Annotated in this window: 17 protein-coding genes; 11 read left to right on the forward strand and 6 right to left on the reverse strand. The window is 70.3% G+C overall.

The window, feature by feature from the left end:
* Nucleotides 1-7: 7 nt before the first annotated feature.
* Together ACMGFE_RS23600 and ACMGFE_RS23605 are read left to right on the forward strand one after the other, a co-directional pair.
* Entirely contained in the window at nucleotides 8-667 is a 660-nt protein-coding gene (locus tag ACMGFE_RS23600) for a DUF1405 domain-containing protein (protein WP_436927726.1), read from the forward strand.
* 95 nt (nucleotides 668-762) lie between these two features.
* Nucleotides 763-1410, forward strand: a complete 648-nt coding sequence (locus ACMGFE_RS23605) for an ArsR/SmtB family transcription factor (protein WP_436927727.1) — start codon at nucleotides 763-765, stop codon at nucleotides 1408-1410.
* Nucleotides 1411-1435: 25 nt separating this feature from the next.
* Here the strand turns inward: ACMGFE_RS23605 and ACMGFE_RS23610 are convergent, their stop codons facing one another.
* Both ACMGFE_RS23610 and ACMGFE_RS23615 read right to left on the reverse strand, forming a co-directional pair.
* Entirely contained in the window at nucleotides 1436-1783 is a 348-nt protein-coding gene (locus ACMGFE_RS23610; RefSeq protein WP_436927728.1) for a hypothetical protein, read from the reverse strand.
* A gap of 26 nt (nucleotides 1784-1809) precedes the next feature.
* Nucleotides 1810-2457, reverse strand: a complete 648-nt coding sequence (locus ACMGFE_RS23615; RefSeq protein ID WP_436927729.1) for a DUF8526 domain-containing protein — start codon at nucleotides 2455-2457, stop codon at nucleotides 1810-1812.
* Nucleotides 2458-2612: 155 nt separating this feature from the next.
* Here ACMGFE_RS23615 and ACMGFE_RS23620 point away from each other — a divergent pair, with 155 nt between their 5' ends.
* The 6 genes from ACMGFE_RS23620 (at nucleotide 2613) to ACMGFE_RS23645 (ending at nucleotide 8813) form a co-directional block, all read left to right on the forward strand.
* Nucleotides 2613-3461 (forward strand): alpha/beta fold hydrolase, encoded by an 849-nt coding sequence (locus ACMGFE_RS23620; RefSeq protein WP_436927730.1) that lies wholly within the window; start codon nucleotides 2613-2615, stop codon nucleotides 3459-3461.
* Nucleotides 3462-3629: 168 nt separating this feature from the next.
* The gene (locus ACMGFE_RS23625) at nucleotides 3630-4406 is read left to right on the forward strand and encodes an SRPBCC family protein (protein WP_436927731.1); all 777 of its coding nucleotides are present in this window, start codon (nucleotides 3630-3632) and stop codon (nucleotides 4404-4406) included.
* 41 nt (nucleotides 4407-4447) lie between these two features.
* On the forward strand, nucleotides 4448-5617 hold the full coding sequence (locus tag ACMGFE_RS23630) for a zinc-dependent alcohol dehydrogenase (protein WP_436927801.1): 1170 nt from the start codon (nucleotides 4448-4450) through the stop codon (nucleotides 5615-5617).
* 89 nt (nucleotides 5618-5706) lie between these two features.
* On the forward strand, nucleotides 5707-6960 hold the full coding sequence (gatD, locus tag ACMGFE_RS23635; RefSeq protein WP_436927732.1) for a Glu-tRNA(Gln) amidotransferase subunit GatD: 1254 nt from the start codon (nucleotides 5707-5709) through the stop codon (nucleotides 6958-6960).
* 9 nt (nucleotides 6961-6969) lie between these two features.
* Nucleotides 6970-7929, forward strand: a complete 960-nt coding sequence (locus ACMGFE_RS23640) for a GNAT family N-acetyltransferase (protein WP_436927733.1) — start codon at nucleotides 6970-6972, stop codon at nucleotides 7927-7929.
* A gap of 488 nt (nucleotides 7930-8417) precedes the next feature.
* Entirely contained in the window at nucleotides 8418-8813 is a 396-nt protein-coding gene (locus ACMGFE_RS23645) for a PaaI family thioesterase (protein ID WP_436927734.1), read from the forward strand.
* 362 nt (nucleotides 8814-9175) lie between these two features.
* On the opposite strand, the gene ACMGFE_RS23650 is transcribed toward ACMGFE_RS23645, so the two are convergent.
* Entirely contained in the window at nucleotides 9176-10177 is a 1002-nt protein-coding gene (locus ACMGFE_RS23650) for an LLM class flavin-dependent oxidoreductase (protein ID WP_436927735.1), read from the reverse strand.
* Between the two features lie 139 nt (nucleotides 10178-10316).
* Between ACMGFE_RS23650 and ACMGFE_RS23655 the strand changes: the two genes are divergently transcribed.
* Complete coding sequence (locus ACMGFE_RS23655) at nucleotides 10317-10835, forward strand: GNAT family N-acetyltransferase (RefSeq protein ID WP_436927736.1); 519 nt, start codon at nucleotides 10317-10319, stop codon at nucleotides 10833-10835.
* A 31-nt stretch (nucleotides 10836-10866) separates the two neighbouring features.
* On the opposite strand, the gene ACMGFE_RS23660 is transcribed toward ACMGFE_RS23655, so the two are convergent.
* From ACMGFE_RS23660 to surE, 3 genes are all read right to left on the reverse strand, one after another.
* Nucleotides 10867-12135, reverse strand: a complete 1269-nt coding sequence (locus tag ACMGFE_RS23660) for a M24 family metallopeptidase (RefSeq protein ID WP_436927737.1) — start codon at nucleotides 12133-12135, stop codon at nucleotides 10867-10869.
* Nucleotides 12136-12242: 107 nt separating this feature from the next.
* On the reverse strand, nucleotides 12243-13256 hold the full coding sequence (locus ACMGFE_RS23665; protein WP_436927738.1) for a COG1361 family protein: 1014 nt from the start codon (nucleotides 13254-13256) through the stop codon (nucleotides 12243-12245).
* 84 nt (nucleotides 13257-13340) lie between these two features.
* A complete protein-coding gene (gene surE, locus ACMGFE_RS23670) occupies nucleotides 13341-14132 on the reverse strand; it encodes a 5'/3'-nucleotidase SurE (RefSeq protein WP_436927739.1) in 792 nt (263 codons plus the stop codon).
* A 110-nt stretch (nucleotides 14133-14242) separates the two neighbouring features.
* On the opposite strand from surE, the gene ACMGFE_RS23675 reads away from it, so the two are divergent.
* Together ACMGFE_RS23675 and ACMGFE_RS23680 are read left to right on the forward strand one after the other, a co-directional pair.
* Nucleotides 14243-14974 carry an EthD domain-containing protein gene (locus tag ACMGFE_RS23675; protein WP_436927740.1) on the forward strand — a complete coding sequence of 244 codons (732 nt, stop codon included), beginning with the start codon at nucleotides 14243-14245 and terminating at the stop codon, nucleotides 14972-14974.
* Nucleotides 14974-15603, forward strand: a complete 630-nt coding sequence (locus ACMGFE_RS23680) for an HD domain-containing protein (RefSeq protein WP_436927741.1) — start codon at nucleotides 14974-14976, stop codon at nucleotides 15601-15603. The genes ACMGFE_RS23675 and ACMGFE_RS23680 overlap by 1 nt, the downstream gene beginning before the upstream one ends.
* Nucleotides 15604-15635 lie beyond the last annotated feature (32 nt).

Below are 15635 nucleotides of genomic sequence, written 5' to 3' on the forward strand. Positions count from 1 at the left end.
GTCGGGCATGGAGTGGCCGCTGGCCGCCGACGGCCGAACGGACGTGATCCCGCGGCGGTGGGCGCGGTACTACCTGGAGAACGCCCCCAGCCTCGTCTGGCTGATATTCGCCAACGTCGCCGGGATCTTCGTCGGCGTCTTCTTCTACCTCGAAACGCTCCCGGAGGTGGAGACCCTCCTCTGGCCGCTGTACATGGACTCGCCGGTCGCGACGCTGCTGATGGCGCTCGCGCTGGCGACGCTGCTGCCGAACCTCGGTCGCCGCCTCGACGCCGCACCGAGCAATCTCGTGCTCGCCTACCTCCACACCGTCACGTTCGTCTGGCTCGTCGAGACCGGCCTGTGGACGGCGCTGGCGCTCAACCTCCACGTCGGCCTGTACTTCCCCGACCTCTGGCGGTACTTCGGCGTCCTCGTCACCCACGTCCTCTTCGTCCCGGAGGCGTACCTGCTGCCGCACTTCGGCCGGACGACGCCCGGCGCACTGGGCCTCGCGCTCGCACTCGCGCTCGGCAACGACGTGCTCGACTACGGCTTCGGGCTCCACCCGCCGCTCCGATACGAGCCGGGGGTCGTCCTGATCGCCGGGAGCGTCGCGACCTCTCTGCTTGCCGTGGGGCTGGCCGCCCACGCGTTCGGACGGCTACCCGCAGGGACGGGGGAGTGAGAGCCCTCCGGCGGGCGCCGCGGGTCACGGACGCCGCTGGACGGCGTCGACGCGGTGGGATACGCTTATCAGGCTCGACCGCGAACCTCAGGTGAATGGACTCCGCCGAACTGCTCGACCTGCTCGGCAACGCCAACCGTCGGCGGATCCTCCGACTGCTCGCGCACAAGCCCTGTTACGTCACGGAGATCAGCGAGTACATCGGCGTGAGCCCGAAGGCGGTCATCGACCACCTCGAACGCCTGGACGACGCCGGCCTCGTCGAGAGCAGCGTCGACGACCAGCGCCGGAAGTACTTCCGCATCGCCCGGAACCTCCGCCTGGAAGTCACCGTCTCGCCGTACCAGTTCGGCACCAAGAGCGCCTATCCCGGCAGTTCCATCGACGTCGCGTCCTGCCGACACGTCTCGATCGACGCGGAGGTCGAGGAGGGCCGCGACGCCCGCGAACTCGCCGCGGAACTCGACCGCCTGCAGGACCTCGACAGGGAGCTCTCGCTCGCCCAGCGGTGGGTCCACGGCCGGCTCTCCGAGGTCATGGAGGAGCTCACCGACCAGTTCGAGGGGGAGGACGCTCGCCTGCTCGGCGACGTGGTCTCGGCGCTCGCGACTCGGTCGGGGTCGGTCGCGGAGGTCAGCCGCCGCGTCGAGGCGCCGCCGGAAGTCGTCGAGGAGGCTCTCGAACGGCTGGCCGAGGAAGGTATCGCCGAGCGCGACGGTGACGAGTGGCGACTGCCCGAGTGAGGGCCCGTCGCCGACAGCACCGCGGTCACGCGTTTTCGATTTCGTATTCGCGCTCTGCGTCGCGTGGGAAGACGTTCCGTTCGACGAGTTCCGGGACCATCTCGTCGTCGTCAGCCCCGGTGACGGACACGACACCGACGAAGACGACACCGCCGGCCACGCCGATCAAGAGCGAATCAGTGAGGACGCCGTAGCCGAGGCTAGCAATCGCGACGACGCCGGCGACCAGGTACCGCAGGAGCCGGCGCTTGCGGAGTTCTCGTTCGTGCGCGTCGACGACGACCTCGCCCCGGCCCGCCTCGATCGTCCGGTAGACCGGTCCGTCGCCGGTCTCGTAGCGGAGCACGTCGACGGGGCCGCCGTCGGATACCATGGGCCGACCGTGGTCGCGCCGGTGAATTAAACGTCCCGGGTGAGCCCGTCGCGCAGGTCCCGGCCGAAGTAGTGGCCGAGCACCGCGACGAGGATTCCGGTCGTGGCGCCGACGGCCGCGAACTGCGTCAGGCCCACGTCCGAGAGGAGGGCGAACCGGACGAACGCGCCGGACATGACGGAGATGACGGCGGCGGCCGCACCGGCGACCGCGACCGGGAAGTACCGGCGGGCGCCGCTGGCCAGCCCGAGGACGAAGGCGCCGAGGAAGATCCCGGCCACGCCGGCGATCGACCCGACGAGCGGGACCGCGCTCCCCGCCAACATTCCGCCGACCACGGGGACCAGCGCGAGCAGGAACGAGCGGGCGGAGGGCACGTCGGGCGCGAGACTCGGTAGCGAGAGCGACGGGCGACGCAGGGAGGGGGTCAGCCGCGACAGCAGGCCCGGTCCCGACGCCGAGTCGGATTCGGCCGCGGCCGGATCTGCTGCGTCCGCTGTCGACCCCTCGCTCGCGCCCACGTCGCTCGTCAGCGCGTCGACGTCGACGCCGAGTTCGTCGTCGCTGAATCCGACGTCTTCGCCGCCGCTGGCGTCGACGTCGCCACCGAAGTCGTCGCCGAGGAGGTCGTCGACGTCGTCCCCGGACGTCCGTTCGTCCGTCCGCTCAGACATACCCGCAACTCCGCGCCGAGGGCCCATGTGCCTTTTCCTCCCGTCCTCGATGCGGGGACACAACCGGCGCGGCGTCGGTCGCGTGCCGACCGGCGGGGCCCCCGTCGATTTCCGGCGCCCGCACGTTTTTGCGGTCGATCCGCGTACGGGGTGACATGACAGTCGAGACGCGACTGCCGGAGGCGTGGACCGAGGGATTCGTCGAGGTCGAGGACGGGGTGCGGCTACACTACGCGCGGACCGGTGGCGACGGCCCGCCGCTGGTCGTCGCCCACGGCGTCTTCGACGACGGGCTCTGCCGGATCCCGCTGGCCCGCGACCTCGCCGACGAGTACGACGTGATCCTCTACGACGCCCGCGGCCACGGCCAGTCCGACGCACCGGAGGCGGGTTACGGCCCCGACGACCGCGCCGCCGACCTCGTGGGACTGCTCGACGAGCTCGACCTGCAGGACCCGATCCTCCTCGGCCACTCGATGGGCGGCGACACCGTCCTCGCGACCGCCGCGAACTACCCCGACCGCCCGCGGGCGGTCGTCGCCGTCGATCCGGCGGGGCTGCTGGGGCACAACCGGGAGAACCGCGGCGACGACGGCATCGGTGAGGAGGAGGTCGAGGGCGTCCGCGAGCAGATACTGTGGTGGCACGACCACTCGAAGGCCGAACTGCTGGAGGCCGACGACGAGCTCGCGGGCCACGTCGAGGCGGGCGAGGAAGAACTGGCGAGTCTGCTGGCCGACGCCCGACTGCGCGTCAGCGCCAACATCACCGCGGTGTTCCGGAGCGGGTGGGCCGACCCCGAGGACCACTACCCGGACGTCGAGGCGCCGACGCTCGTTCTGCGCGCCGACGTCGACGAGGAGGCCCGGGAGCGCGACCGCGAGAGCGTGGCCCTGATCCCGGACGGGCTGCTGGTTCACGTGGACGACGCCGGTCACTGTATTTTCCGCGATCAGCGTTCGGTCGCGACCGAGGAAGTTCGGTCGTTCCTGGCCGACCACTGAGCGTCTTCCGCTACACCCGGACGCGTTGCCTGCTGGTGCAGGGCGGAGACTGACGGGGAGACCGCCCGAGGATCGGAACCGAGCGTCGTCGCCTGCACGCGACGCGGACGGCGTCGGCGCGCCAGCGCACGGTCACGGCGACTCGTGAGCCGTGCGGGTGAGCTTTCCATGACCAGTCAGACCACACAGCCGGGCGAACGCGAGTCCTCGGACGCCGCGAGATCCGGCCGTTCGACCAGAGGAACCGACACACGACGACGGAACCGCGCCGCGGCGGCCATCACCGGCGGGGCACTGCTCCTCTACGGCATCACGCGGCGGTCCGTTCGGGGTATCGCGGCGGCCATCGCGGGGGGATGGCTACTGAGCCGGGCGGTCCGCCGGAGCGAGTCCGCCGGCGGGTCCGGGAACTGGACCGCCCAGCGGGACCAGTCACCGACGGGTGCACCCAGGGACGCGCCGGACGTCCAGCGTTCGATCACCGTCGAGCGCCCCGCCGAGGAGCTGTACGACCGCTGGCGGGACCCCGAGACCCACGAGCAGATCTGGGCGCACTTCGCCGAGGTCGAGCAGGTCGGCGAGGACCGCCAGCACTGGGCCCTCACCGGCCCCGGCGACGTCACCGTCGAGTGGGACGCGGAGGTCGTCGCGGCCGAGCCCGGGGAGTTCCTGCGCTGGAAGTCCCTCCCCGGCGCGCGAGTGCCCAACGAGGGGTCGGTCCGATTCAAGTCGCGCGCCGACGGCGAGGAGACGGAGGTGACGCTCCACCTGCGCTTCGATCCGCCGGGCGGGCGCGTCGGCACCGCGCTGCTGGAGCGGCTCGACCTCCTCCCGGACGCGGCCGCCGGGACGGCGCTCCGCCGGTTCAAGAGCCTCGTCGAGACGGGCGAGATCCCGACGCTCGAACGCAACCCGTCGGCCCGCGGCGAGGGCGATCTGCTGTGAGCGACGCCACCAGCGGGGCAGACGCGACGGGAATCGGGTCGATGCGGGCGCTGTGCTGGCACGGCACCGACGACCTCCGCGTCGACTCCGTCCCCCGGCCGTCACTGGTCAACCCGAAGGACGCGGTGGTGCGGGTGACCGCCTCGACCGCCTGCGGCTCGGACCTCCACATCGTCGACGGCTACGTCCCGACGATGCGCGAGGGGGACGTGCTCGGCCACGAGTTCGTCGGCGAGGTCGCCGAGACCGGCGAGGCCGTCGAGGGCGTCGAGGCCGGCCAGCGCGTGGTCGTCCCGTCGTTCATCGGCTGCGGCGCCTGCGCCTACTGCCAGGACGACCTCTGGTCGCTCTGTGACAACACGAACCCCAACGCCGAGATGCAGGAGCCGATCCTCGGCGACTCGACGGCCGGCATCTACGGCTACACGCACGCCTTCGGCGGCTACGCCGGATCGCACGCCGAGTACATCCGCGTGCCCCACGCCGACGAGAACTGCTTCGAGGTGCCCGACGAACTCGACGACACGCAGGCCCTGTTCGCCTCCGACGCGTGGCCGACGGGCTACATGGGCGCGGACTTCTGCGATATCGAGGACGGCGACACCGTCGCCGTGTGGGGCTGTGGTGGCGTCGGCCTCATGGCCCAGCACAGCGCCTCCCTCATGGGCGCCGAACAGGTGATCGGCATCGACCGCTTCCCCGAGCGCCTGAACGCGGCCCGCGAGCACGCCGGCGCGGAGACCATCGACTACACGGAGGTCGACAGCGTCGTGAAGCGACTGGACGCGATGACCGGCGGGCGCGGCCCGGACGCCTGCATCGACGCCGTCGGGATGGAGGCCCACGGAACCGGCGTCACACACGCCTACGACCGCGCGAAACAGCAGTTCGGCCTGCACACCGACCGCGGCGAGGCGCTCCGGCAGGCCATGGTCGCCTGCCGGAAGGGCGGCACCCTGTCGATCCTGGGCGTCTACGGCCTGATGGACAAGTTCCCCATCGGCGTCCTGATAAACAAGGGGATCACCGTCCGCACGGCCCAGCAGCACGGCCAGCGATACGTCCCCGACCTGCTCGACCTCGCCGTCGAGGGGGAGATGGACCCCTCCTACCTGGCGACCCACGAGTTCGCGCTGGAGGACGGACCCGAGGCCTACCGGATGTTCAGAGAGAAGGAAGACGGGATGATCCGGCCGGTGTTCCGGCCGTAGGCGGTCGGGGCGACCCGGCCGGTGTTGCGCCCCTGACCGGGGGCGGCGAAACGAATGGGTTCAAGTTGGCGGCGGCGGTACGGCGGGACATGAACGCAGGAGACCGCGTCCGCGTGGAACGCGCGGACCAGACCCACGAGGGCGTCCTCATGCCCTCGACGACCGGGGAGCATCTGGTCGTCAAACTCGAAGGGGGGTACAACGTCGGGATCGACCGCGACGAGGCCGACGTGGAAGTCCTCGAATCCGACGTGTACGACGTCGAGGAGGCCCAGGCCGAGAGCGAGCAGTCGACGATCGAGTTCGACGACGACTTGCCCACGGTCTCGCTCATCTCGACCGGCGGCACCATCGCCTCGACCGTCGACTACCGCACGGGCGCGGTCACTGCGCAGTTCGACGCCGAGGACGTCCTGCGCGCCGTCCCGGACCTGGCTGGCATGGCCAACTACCGCGGCCGCGTCGTCGCGAACATCCTCTCGGAGAACATGACGCCCGACGTCTGGCAGGACCTGGCGCACGCGATCCACGAGGAGATCGAGGCCGGCGCCGACGGCGTCGTCGTCATGCACGGCACCGACACGATGCAGTTCACCGCGAGCGCGATGGCGTTCATGCTCGACACGCCGGTCCCCATCGTCTTCACGGGGAGCCAGCGCTCGGCGGACCGCCCCTCCTCGGACAACGTGATGAACGCCGTCTGCGCCGTCGAAGCCGCGAAATCCGACTGCGCGGAGGTGCTCATCTGCATGCACGCCGACGAGTCCGACGACCGTTGCGCCCTGCATCGCGGCGTCCGCGCCCGGAAGAACCACACCTCCCGCCGGGACGCCTTCGAGACGGTCGGCGCGAAGCCCCTCGGCGAGGCCGACTACAGCATCGACGGCGACCCCGAGATCACCTTCCGTCGCGAGCACCGCGAGCGCGACGCGACCGACCTCGACATCGATCCCGACGTGGAGACCGACGTGGACCTGCTGAAGTTCACGCCCGGCACCGACTCCGCCTTCCTCGACGCCCTCGACGGGAAGTCCGGCGTCGTGCTGGAGGGAACGGGCCTGGGCCACGTCCACACCGACTGGATCCCGCGCATCGAGGACCTGGTCGACGACGGGACGACGGTCGTGATGACGAGCCAGTGTCTGGAAGGGCGGGTCTGCGACCGGGTGTACGACACCGGGCGCGACCTGCTCGAAGCGGGCATCGTCGAGGGCGAGGACACCCTGCCCGGCACGGCGAAGGTCAAGCTGATGTGGGCGCTCGCGAACGTCGAGAGCGTCGAGGAGGCCATGTCGACCTCGCTAGCGGGCGAGATACAGGACCGCTCGGTCCCCTGGACCTGAGTGGTCGCGATGGAGGTCCGTCAGGCGCGCGCCGCCGACCACGAGGACATCGCGGCGTTCACCAGTGACACCTGGAGCGACCGGTTCGACCGCGGCGACTACATCGCCGACGTGTTCCCCGAGTGGGTCGAGAGCGACGGCCCCGGCCAGCGCACCGTCGTCGCCGCGGAGGACGGCCGGGTAATCGGCGTCTGTCAGGTCGTCCTGCTCTCCGAGCACGAGGCCTGGGCCCAGGGGATGCGCGTGGCCGACGACGCCCGGGCGAAGGGCGTCGCCGAGGCGATGAACGACGCCTGTTTCGACTGGGCGCGCGAACGCGGCGCGACCGTCTGCCGGAACATGGTCTTCTCGTGGAACGTCGCCGGCCTCGGCGCCGCCCGGGGCGTGGGCTACGACCCCGCGACGGAGTTCCGGTGGGCCCACCCTGATCCCGACGTCGACGCCCGGACAGACGAGTCGGTGGGGAAGCGGGACGGCGCGGGCGAATTCGACGTGGTTCCGGACCCCGACGCGGCGTGGAGCTACTGGCAGCGCAGCGACGCGAGCCGCGAACTCGCCGGACTGACGCTGGACCCGGAGGAGTCGTGGGCGCTCTCGGAGTGCTCCCGAGAACGGTTCCGCGAGGCCGCCGCCGAGACCGCGGTGTTCGCCGTACAGGACGCCGATGGGACGCGCGGCGCCGCGTATCGAACCCGGGACTACGAGCGCGAGAGCGGGGACGGGGACGGTGAGGGCGACGGAGAGACCGATCTGTGGGTCGAGTACGGCGTCGGCGCGTGGGACGACGTCCCCGCCGCGCAGGCGTTGTTCGCCGCCATCGCGCGGGACGCCGCGGAGGTGGGGGCCGACCGGACCAGAGTGCTGATCCCCGAGACGCCCCGGCACGTCTCCGACGCCGCCTACGCCGGCATCCCCGTCAGCGAAGACCCCGACTTCGTCATGGCCGCGGATCTGACTGGTCGAGTTTGAGTGAGGAAGTTTCTGCATGTAGTGCCGCGAGTGACTGATGGACCGCAAACAGCGTGAAAGCCCCGACCCGCTGGACTCGGGCGGCTCTCACGGTTCGCTTCGCTCATCGTTCGAGCGACCGTGGCGCTCCCGTCGGTCGCGCCACGCGCTCGTTGCGCTCCTCGGCTTCGCCTGCGGTGCTTCCGTCGCCGGCCTTCGTCCAGCGGGTCGCCCCTTTCATTCCCACCCGTGCCAGCTGACTCAAGAATCTTAGCGGGTGGGAATGAAAGGGGCCGCTCTCTCCGGGAAGATGGGCGACGCAAGCACCGCAGGGAGCGGAGCGACCGAGGAGCGCAGCGAGCCCCTCGACCGGAGAGAGCGGGGGCTTTCACGCTGTACTGATCCACGATCACGAGTGCGGTGCTGTCTCCAGCGACGCGATCGATTTCATCAGACACACCCCCTGATCGCCCGGAGATTTACACAGAGTCGGCCCGAACCACTCGCACATGGACGTGGAGACCTTCTTCGAGGAGATGCCGTTCGCGGATCTGCTCGGGATCGAATTCACCGAGATCGACGACGGCCACGCCGAGGGACGCCTGGAAATGCGCGAGGAACTGTCGTGGCACAGCGAGCGCGTGCTCGCTCACGGTGGGGTGACGTACACGCTGGCGGACACCGTCGGCGGCGCGGCGCTGGTCTCGCTGGTCGACCAGCCCGTTCCGACGGTGGACATGCGGATCGACTACCTCGAAGCCGGAACGGGCGATCTGACCGCCGAGGCGGACGTGCTCCGCCAGGGGAGCGACGTGGGCGTCGTGGACGTGGACGTGTACGCCGACGACGGTGAAGCCCACCTCGCCAGCGCCCGCGGCGTCTACAAGACCGGCGCGAGCGAGTGATAGACTTTGCGTGCTCGATGGTGGAGGCGGGACCGCACGAGACAGCAGGCGGTGAAAGCCCTCGACACGCTCGCGGTCGCTGCGCGGGATATCCTCGCTCCGCTCGGATAGGGGCCGCGCAGACGACTGAAATAAACGCGACCGCGCCTCGCCCTTTCAATCCACCAGGAGAGCGAGCTCTCCTGAGCCCTGGCTCGCTTCGCTCGCCAGGACACCGGGAACCGCGACCGCACAGCACCGCAAGAGCCACACACCTCCCCAGCCGATTCGCTCGCACGGTCCTGTCGCGGCACGAGAGCCGCGACAGCGCGCGCCACCGCACTTCCACCCACTAACTCCGGTCCTCCAGGCCCTCTAGACACCTACAGCTGCGGTACGACCTCGTCGCCCAGCCGTCGAATGCACTCCGCCATCGCGTCGGTGCCGATGCCGGGGTAGTACGTCCGCAGGATGACGTGGATATCGTCGCCCAGCGCCTCGCCGTACTCCGCTAACTCCGCGACTACCTCGTTGGGCGTGCCGAAGACGGCCCCCCGTTTCAACTCCGCACGCCGGTCCTCGGAGAGTTCGTCGACCGGTTCGCCCTCGTACCACTCGGCGTAGCGACGCTGCAGGTAGAAGTACCCCTCGCGCATCGTCTCCCAGGCGCCCTCCCGGGAGTCGCCGACGAACCCGTGTTTGATGACGTACACCTGAAAATCGCCGTCGAGCCCTTCCTCGTCGCGGACGCGTCGGATGTCCTCGACGCGCTTCTGTACCCCGTCGAGCGAGAGCGAGGAGGGCGCACACCAGCCGTCGCCGATGCGGGCCGCCCGGCGAACTGCCGGCTTCGCGGCGCCGCCGAGGAATATCGGCGGGTCGTCCGCGGGTTTCGGCGTCACGGTGGTCTCCGGGTCGATGGCGTGGAACTCGGGATCGACGCCGAGTGGGCCCTCCGACCACGCGCCGCGCAGGACGTCGACGGCCTCCTCGGTGCGCGCGGTGCGTTCGGCCTTCGGGACGCCGAAGTTCTCGAACTCGGTGTCGCGGTAGCCGATGGAGAGTCCGACGGCGAGGCGGCCGCCGGAGAGGAGGTCGACGGTCGCCGCGTCCTCGGCGAGGCGGACGGCGTCGTACAGCGGCGCGAGGGCGATGCAGGTCCCGACGGTGACGTCGTCGGTCGCGCTCGCGAGCGCGCCGAGGGCGGGCATCGTCCCCGAGAGGTAGCCGTCGTCGGCGAAGTGGTGTTCGGAGACCCACGCCGAGTCGAGGCCGGCGTCGTCGATGACTTCCCCGAGCGAGAGCATCTCGTCGTAGACGGCTTCGCGGGGGCGGTCGTCGTCGGGGCGGCGCTGGCAGGTGAACAGCCCCGTGCCGAGGTCCATGCCGGTCGTTCGGCCGCCGCGGTGAAATAGCCGTGGCCGGGTCGGGTCACCGCGCGGCCCGTCCGGCGACGCGCTCTCCGCGACGTGTAACGAGGGCAGACAAAAGACGGATTCCCGGCGCGCGCGAACCTCCAGCACTGTGGTTCAACCAGCGTATCGGCGGGCCGAACGAGGGGACGCGACCACCATCAGGGAGATCGCCGAGGACTGCTGGCAACACGATTACCCGGACGTGATCAGTCGGGAGAACATCCGCGCGGGGATCGCCGAGTGGTACGACACCAGCCGGATGCGCGGAGAGATCGAGAGCGACGACGCCGTCGTGCTCGTCGCCGAGGACGACGCCGGGACGGTGTGTGCGTTCGCGCACGGCGTCTGGGACGACGCGGCGGGCGACGTCTTGCGACTCTACGTCGCCCCGGACTGCCGCGGTCGGGGGATCGGGACGGAACTGCTCGAACAGATCTGCGTCGAACTCGCGGACGAGGCCGAGGTGTCGACGATCCGGGCGATGGTGCTCGCCGACAACGAGCCGGGCAACGCGTTCTACCGCGCGGCCGGCTTCGAACCGGCCGGCGAGAGCGAGACGACCATCGCCGACGAGTCCTACGACGAACGCGTCTACGAGCGGCCGCCGCCCGAGGGGAACCGTCGATAGCCGTCTCGGGGCCGACACCCCGCGAGACGGGTCAGTAGCCGATGCGCGTGATCTCTTCGACCGGCCACTGACTCAGCACCTCGACGCCGTCCTCGCGGACGACGACCATCTCCTCCACGCGGACGCCCTGTCGGTCGGCGGGTTCCTGCGTCTCGACGGCCATCGTCATGCCCTCCTCGATCTCGATGGGGTGGTCGGGCGAGACGCCGCGCCAGATCAGTGGAACTTCGTAGAGCTGGAGCCCAAGGCCGTGGGCCCAGTGATTGGTGGTCAGTTGCCAGTGCTCGTCGGCGCCGTACCACTCGGCGTGCTCGCCCTCCATGTCCGGAAACGCCTCGGCCACCTCGTCGGTAGTGACGCCGGGCTCGATTCTCTCCAGCACCCGATAGAGGTTGTCGACGGCGGTCTCGTAGGCGTCGCGCTGGGCGTCCGTCGGTTCGCCGAGGGAGAACGTGCGGTAGTAACAGGAGCGATAGCCCAGATAGCCGACGTTGTAGAAGTCGGCGTAGACGAGGTCGCCGGGCCGCATCGCGCGGTCGGTCGTGTTGGCCTGGTGTTTCGGCCAGGTGTTCGGGCCGGAGGTGAGGTAGCCGCCGCCGACGGTGGCGCCGTGGCGCCAGAGCTCCCTGACCGCTTCGCCCCAGACCTCGGATTCGCGCTGGCCGGGGCGGGCAGTCTCGGCGATCCGCTGGAACCCTGCCTCGCAGATCGCGGCGACCTGCCGGAGACACTCGACTTCGTCGCGGGTCTTCGTCTTCCGGGCGTCGTGCATGAGGTCGAGGGCTTTCTCCGTCCGAGTCTCGACCCCCCGCTCGTCGAGGGCGTCGTGTAACGGTCGGGCACCCACGTCGACGCCCAGGGGCAGGTCGGCGACGCCGTACTCCGCCATCGCATCGGTGACGAGGTCGGCCATCTTGCCCACCAGGAAGGCTCGTGCGGAGTCGCTGCCCGAAGCCCGGGGGACGTTCCCCAGCCCCGGCGCGGCGTAGCGGATATCGTCCAGCCACGGGCAGTTGTACCGCTGGTTGGAGGCGTGGTCGGCGGTGTCCCAGTGGACCACGTCGCCGTCTTCGGTCAGGAGGGTGTAGTGGTCGGCGCCGCTCCCGCCGGTCATCGCCAGCCCCGTCACGTACCGGATGTTGGGATCAGAGACGAGCAACAGGGCGCCCAGCGACGACTCCTCCAACCTATCGAGCGCCCGCTCGTAGCGCTCGCGGCGCAGCCGCTGGGTGTCGATGCGCTCCTCCCAGTCGACGGCCATCGTTCCCCGCGTCCCCGCCATGAACTCGCGCTCGTGCATGGGTCCGGATACGGGCGGTCGCCCCATCAAGTTACGGCAACATTTGCGACCGGCGATCGAGGCCATGCCCCTCCGTCACGCCGACGCGCCGATGACCGTCAGAAACTTTACTCGTCGAGCGGCGTGGGAGTCCCGGTCCGTGTCCCGCGCTCCGCCCCGCCGGTCGCCGTCCTGTCGTTCCGGCCGTCTTCCGTCCGAGTGTCCGCCGGCCCGGTCCCCTGCGTTGGCGTCCCGTCGGGCGAGTCCGTCCCCAGGTCGACCGTCACCTGCCGGTCCGTGGAGTCGTCACGCCAGTACACCCAGAACCGCAGTTCGCCGCTCCCCTCCATTCCAACGTCGTCGACTTCGACTTCGTGTTCCCAGGTCGCGGTCTCGCCGGCCGCAGCCGGCAGTCGGATCGACGCTACGGGCGTGTACGCCGGGAAGTCCCGGTTCACCGCGCCCACGAACGTGCCGTCCACGTCGGCGGTGTTCCGGACCGTGAGCGAGAGGGTGAACGTCTCCCCCGCCGTCGCCGTCGCGGGCGCCTCGAACGACTGGACCTCGAACGACGCGGGCGGCCGGGCGAGGTCCGCGAGCACGTCGTCTCCGAGCGGGTACTCGCCGCCGGGCCAGGTGATCGCCGCTTCCGCGACGTCTAGCGGATCGGACACCTGGAAGACGACCCACCCGGACGGGTTGTCGACCGGGAGGTACGCGCCGCCGTAGTCGAACAGGGCCCAGCCGCCGTAGCCCACGCTGTTCTGCGCGTCGTGCGAGGTCCCGTCCGCGACCAGCGCGACCTCGTCGACGGCCGGCCGCCCGGCCGCCGCGCCGTCCACCAGTGCGACCACGTACTGCTCGTCGCGTGCGCCGTAGACGCCGAACGAGTCCGGCGAGTTCGGCGCGGCCAGTTCGGGGACGGCGAACGCCTCGCGGACGAAGTCGCCGGACGCGGTGCGGGCGTCCGTGCGCGGCTCGTCGGGCGTCCCACCGTCCGTGCTGTCCGAGACCGTCTCGGTCGGCGTCTGCGTGGGCGTGGGCGTCGGCGATCCGCCTCCCGCGCCGTCGCCCTCGTCGAGACAGCCCGGGACAGCGACCGCTCCCGCAGCGAGAGCGGCCAGGAGTTCGCGTCGGTTCATATCTTTCTCGCCGGTCCGTCCAGATAAGTGCCTTCAGGAGGATACGACGACCGTTTGAGCCACGGATCGGGGACGTACTCCCATTCAGGCGAGTTCCATCCCGTCGAGGGCGTCGGCCAGCGCGTCGCTCTCGGTCACCTGGTCGCGGACGCCGAGCGGCGAGACGCTCACGTCGCCGTCGGCCAGCGCGCGCCGGTCGGTCTCACCCTCGTCCGGCGGGAAGTCGATGTCGAGGTCCGTCCGGAGCGGGTCGTAGCTGTGGTCGCGGAACCGGAGGGTGTCGCCGTCCGCCGAGACGGACACGTCGAAGGCGTGCGCGGGTCTGGTGATCCGGATCGCCGGTGAGTCCGCCGTCTCGGTGGGGACGTGGACGTTCAGGTAGTCGACGGCGGCGAACGCGCCCGAGTCGGGGAGGCGTTCGCAGAGGGCCGCGGTGAACGCGGCGGTGCGGGCGAACGACCCGGGTGAGGGGTCGTCGACACGGCCGTCGGCGGGATCGTACGTCGAGACGGCGACTGCGGGCGTCCCGAGGTGGGCCGCTTCGATGGCGGCGCCGACGGTCCCCGACCGCCCAAGCCGGTGTAGCCCGAGGTTCGGCCCCGGGTTCGCGCCCGAAACCACGATATCGGGGTCGGCGTCGAGGCCGCGCAGGCCGACGGCGACGCAGTCGGCGGGCGTCCCCTCGACGACCCGTCCCCATTCGTGGTCCCGCACCGTCACCTCGTGTGAGTGACGCCGGCCGACACCGCTCTGGTCCTCCGCGGGGGCGACGACCGTCACGTCGACCGTCTCGGCCAGGCGATCGTAGAGGACTTCGAGCCCCAGGCTGTCGATCCCGTCGTCGTTCGTCAGGAGGACGTGCGCTGATTCGCCCATCGTTCGAGATCTGTTCGCCCGAGTAACGTGCCTACCGGAGGAGACGAAGCTTGCCGCGGCCGGCAATTATCGCCGGAACATACATCCGCCGTCCGGTCCCTTTGTGAGTCATGTACAAGCACATCGCGCTGCTCGTCCGTCGGGAGGGGACGACCCACGACGAGTTCCGCGAGCGCTGGCTGGAGGAACACACGCCAATCGCCCGCGACATCGAGGGGGTCGTCCGCTACCACACGGTCGTCCCGACCGATCCCGAGCACGCCGAATTCGACGGGATCGCCGAACTGTACTTCGAGTCGCTGGCGGACCTCCACGACGCGCTGAGATCACCGGGATCGCGGGACGACGACCCGACCAAAGCGATCGCCGCGAAAGCTCGGGAAGACATGGACGACTTCCTCGCCGTCGAGAAGCGCCCCCGGTACATCGGCGAGGAGGTCGTCCAGCGGGACGAGACCGGCGGCGACACGGACGGCCTCTACAAGCACTCGGCGTTCCTCGTCCGCAAGCCCGGCATGACTCACGAGGCGTTCCGCGAGTACTGGGAGCACCAGCACACGCCGCTGGCCCGCGACATCGAAGGGGTCGTCCGCTACCACACCGTCTACCCCTCCGATCCCGAGCGTGCCGAGTTCGACGGCGTGGCCGAGCTCTACTTCGAAACCCTCGAGAAACTGCACGACGCGCTGGGGTCGCCGGGGTCGCGGGACTACGACCCGACGAAGGAGATCGCCGCGAAAGCTCGCGAAGACGTGGACAACTTCCTCGCCGTCGAAGAGCGGCCGCGGCTGATCGGCCGAGAGATAGTCCAGAAAGACGAGACGGACGCCGAGGGATACTGATGGCCGACGAGGACTCCGCCGACGAGGCGGCGCGGGACGACTTCCCCGACTACGAGGCGCAGGTCCGGGAGGCCTTCCCGGAACTCGACGCGATCGCAGACGAGGGGCTCCGCGACCGGGTCGTCCGGGCGTGGACCCTCGGGCTCCGGCGGGGTGGCTGGCGCGACGTCCGCGACGTCCCGTACGCCTGGAACATCCACGAGGTGAGCAACGTCGAGCACACGCGCGGTGTGACCGAGATCGCCGCCGAGTCGGCCGCCGTGCAGCGGACTCGCCACGACGCCGACGTCGACACCGACACCGTGATCGCAGCGTGCTTGCTCCACGACGTCGGCAAGTGCTACGAATACGTCGGCCACGTCGACGACGACATCGTCGACCCGGACCCGACGTACGCCGGCGAGGTGATCCCCCACTCGCTGTCGGGCTACGCGCTGGCTCACGAGGTCGGCTGTCCGCTCGCCGTCCAGCGGGCGATCCCCCACTTCATCGGGGAGATCCCCGCCCGCACGCTCGAAGCCGAACTCGTCGTGAGCGCCAACGCGGCGTCGTCGAACGCCATCACGCAGGCGACGATGGGGCTCTCCCTCGACGAGTGGGTCGAGGAGTACTCCCAGACGAGCGACTGACCCGCCGGCCTGCGCCGGGTCGCCCCAGATTT

Source organism: Halosimplex amylolyticum, from assembly GCF_051414035.1.
Lineage (GTDB): Archaea > Halobacteriota > Halobacteria > Halobacteriales > Haloarculaceae > Halosimplex > Halosimplex amylolyticum.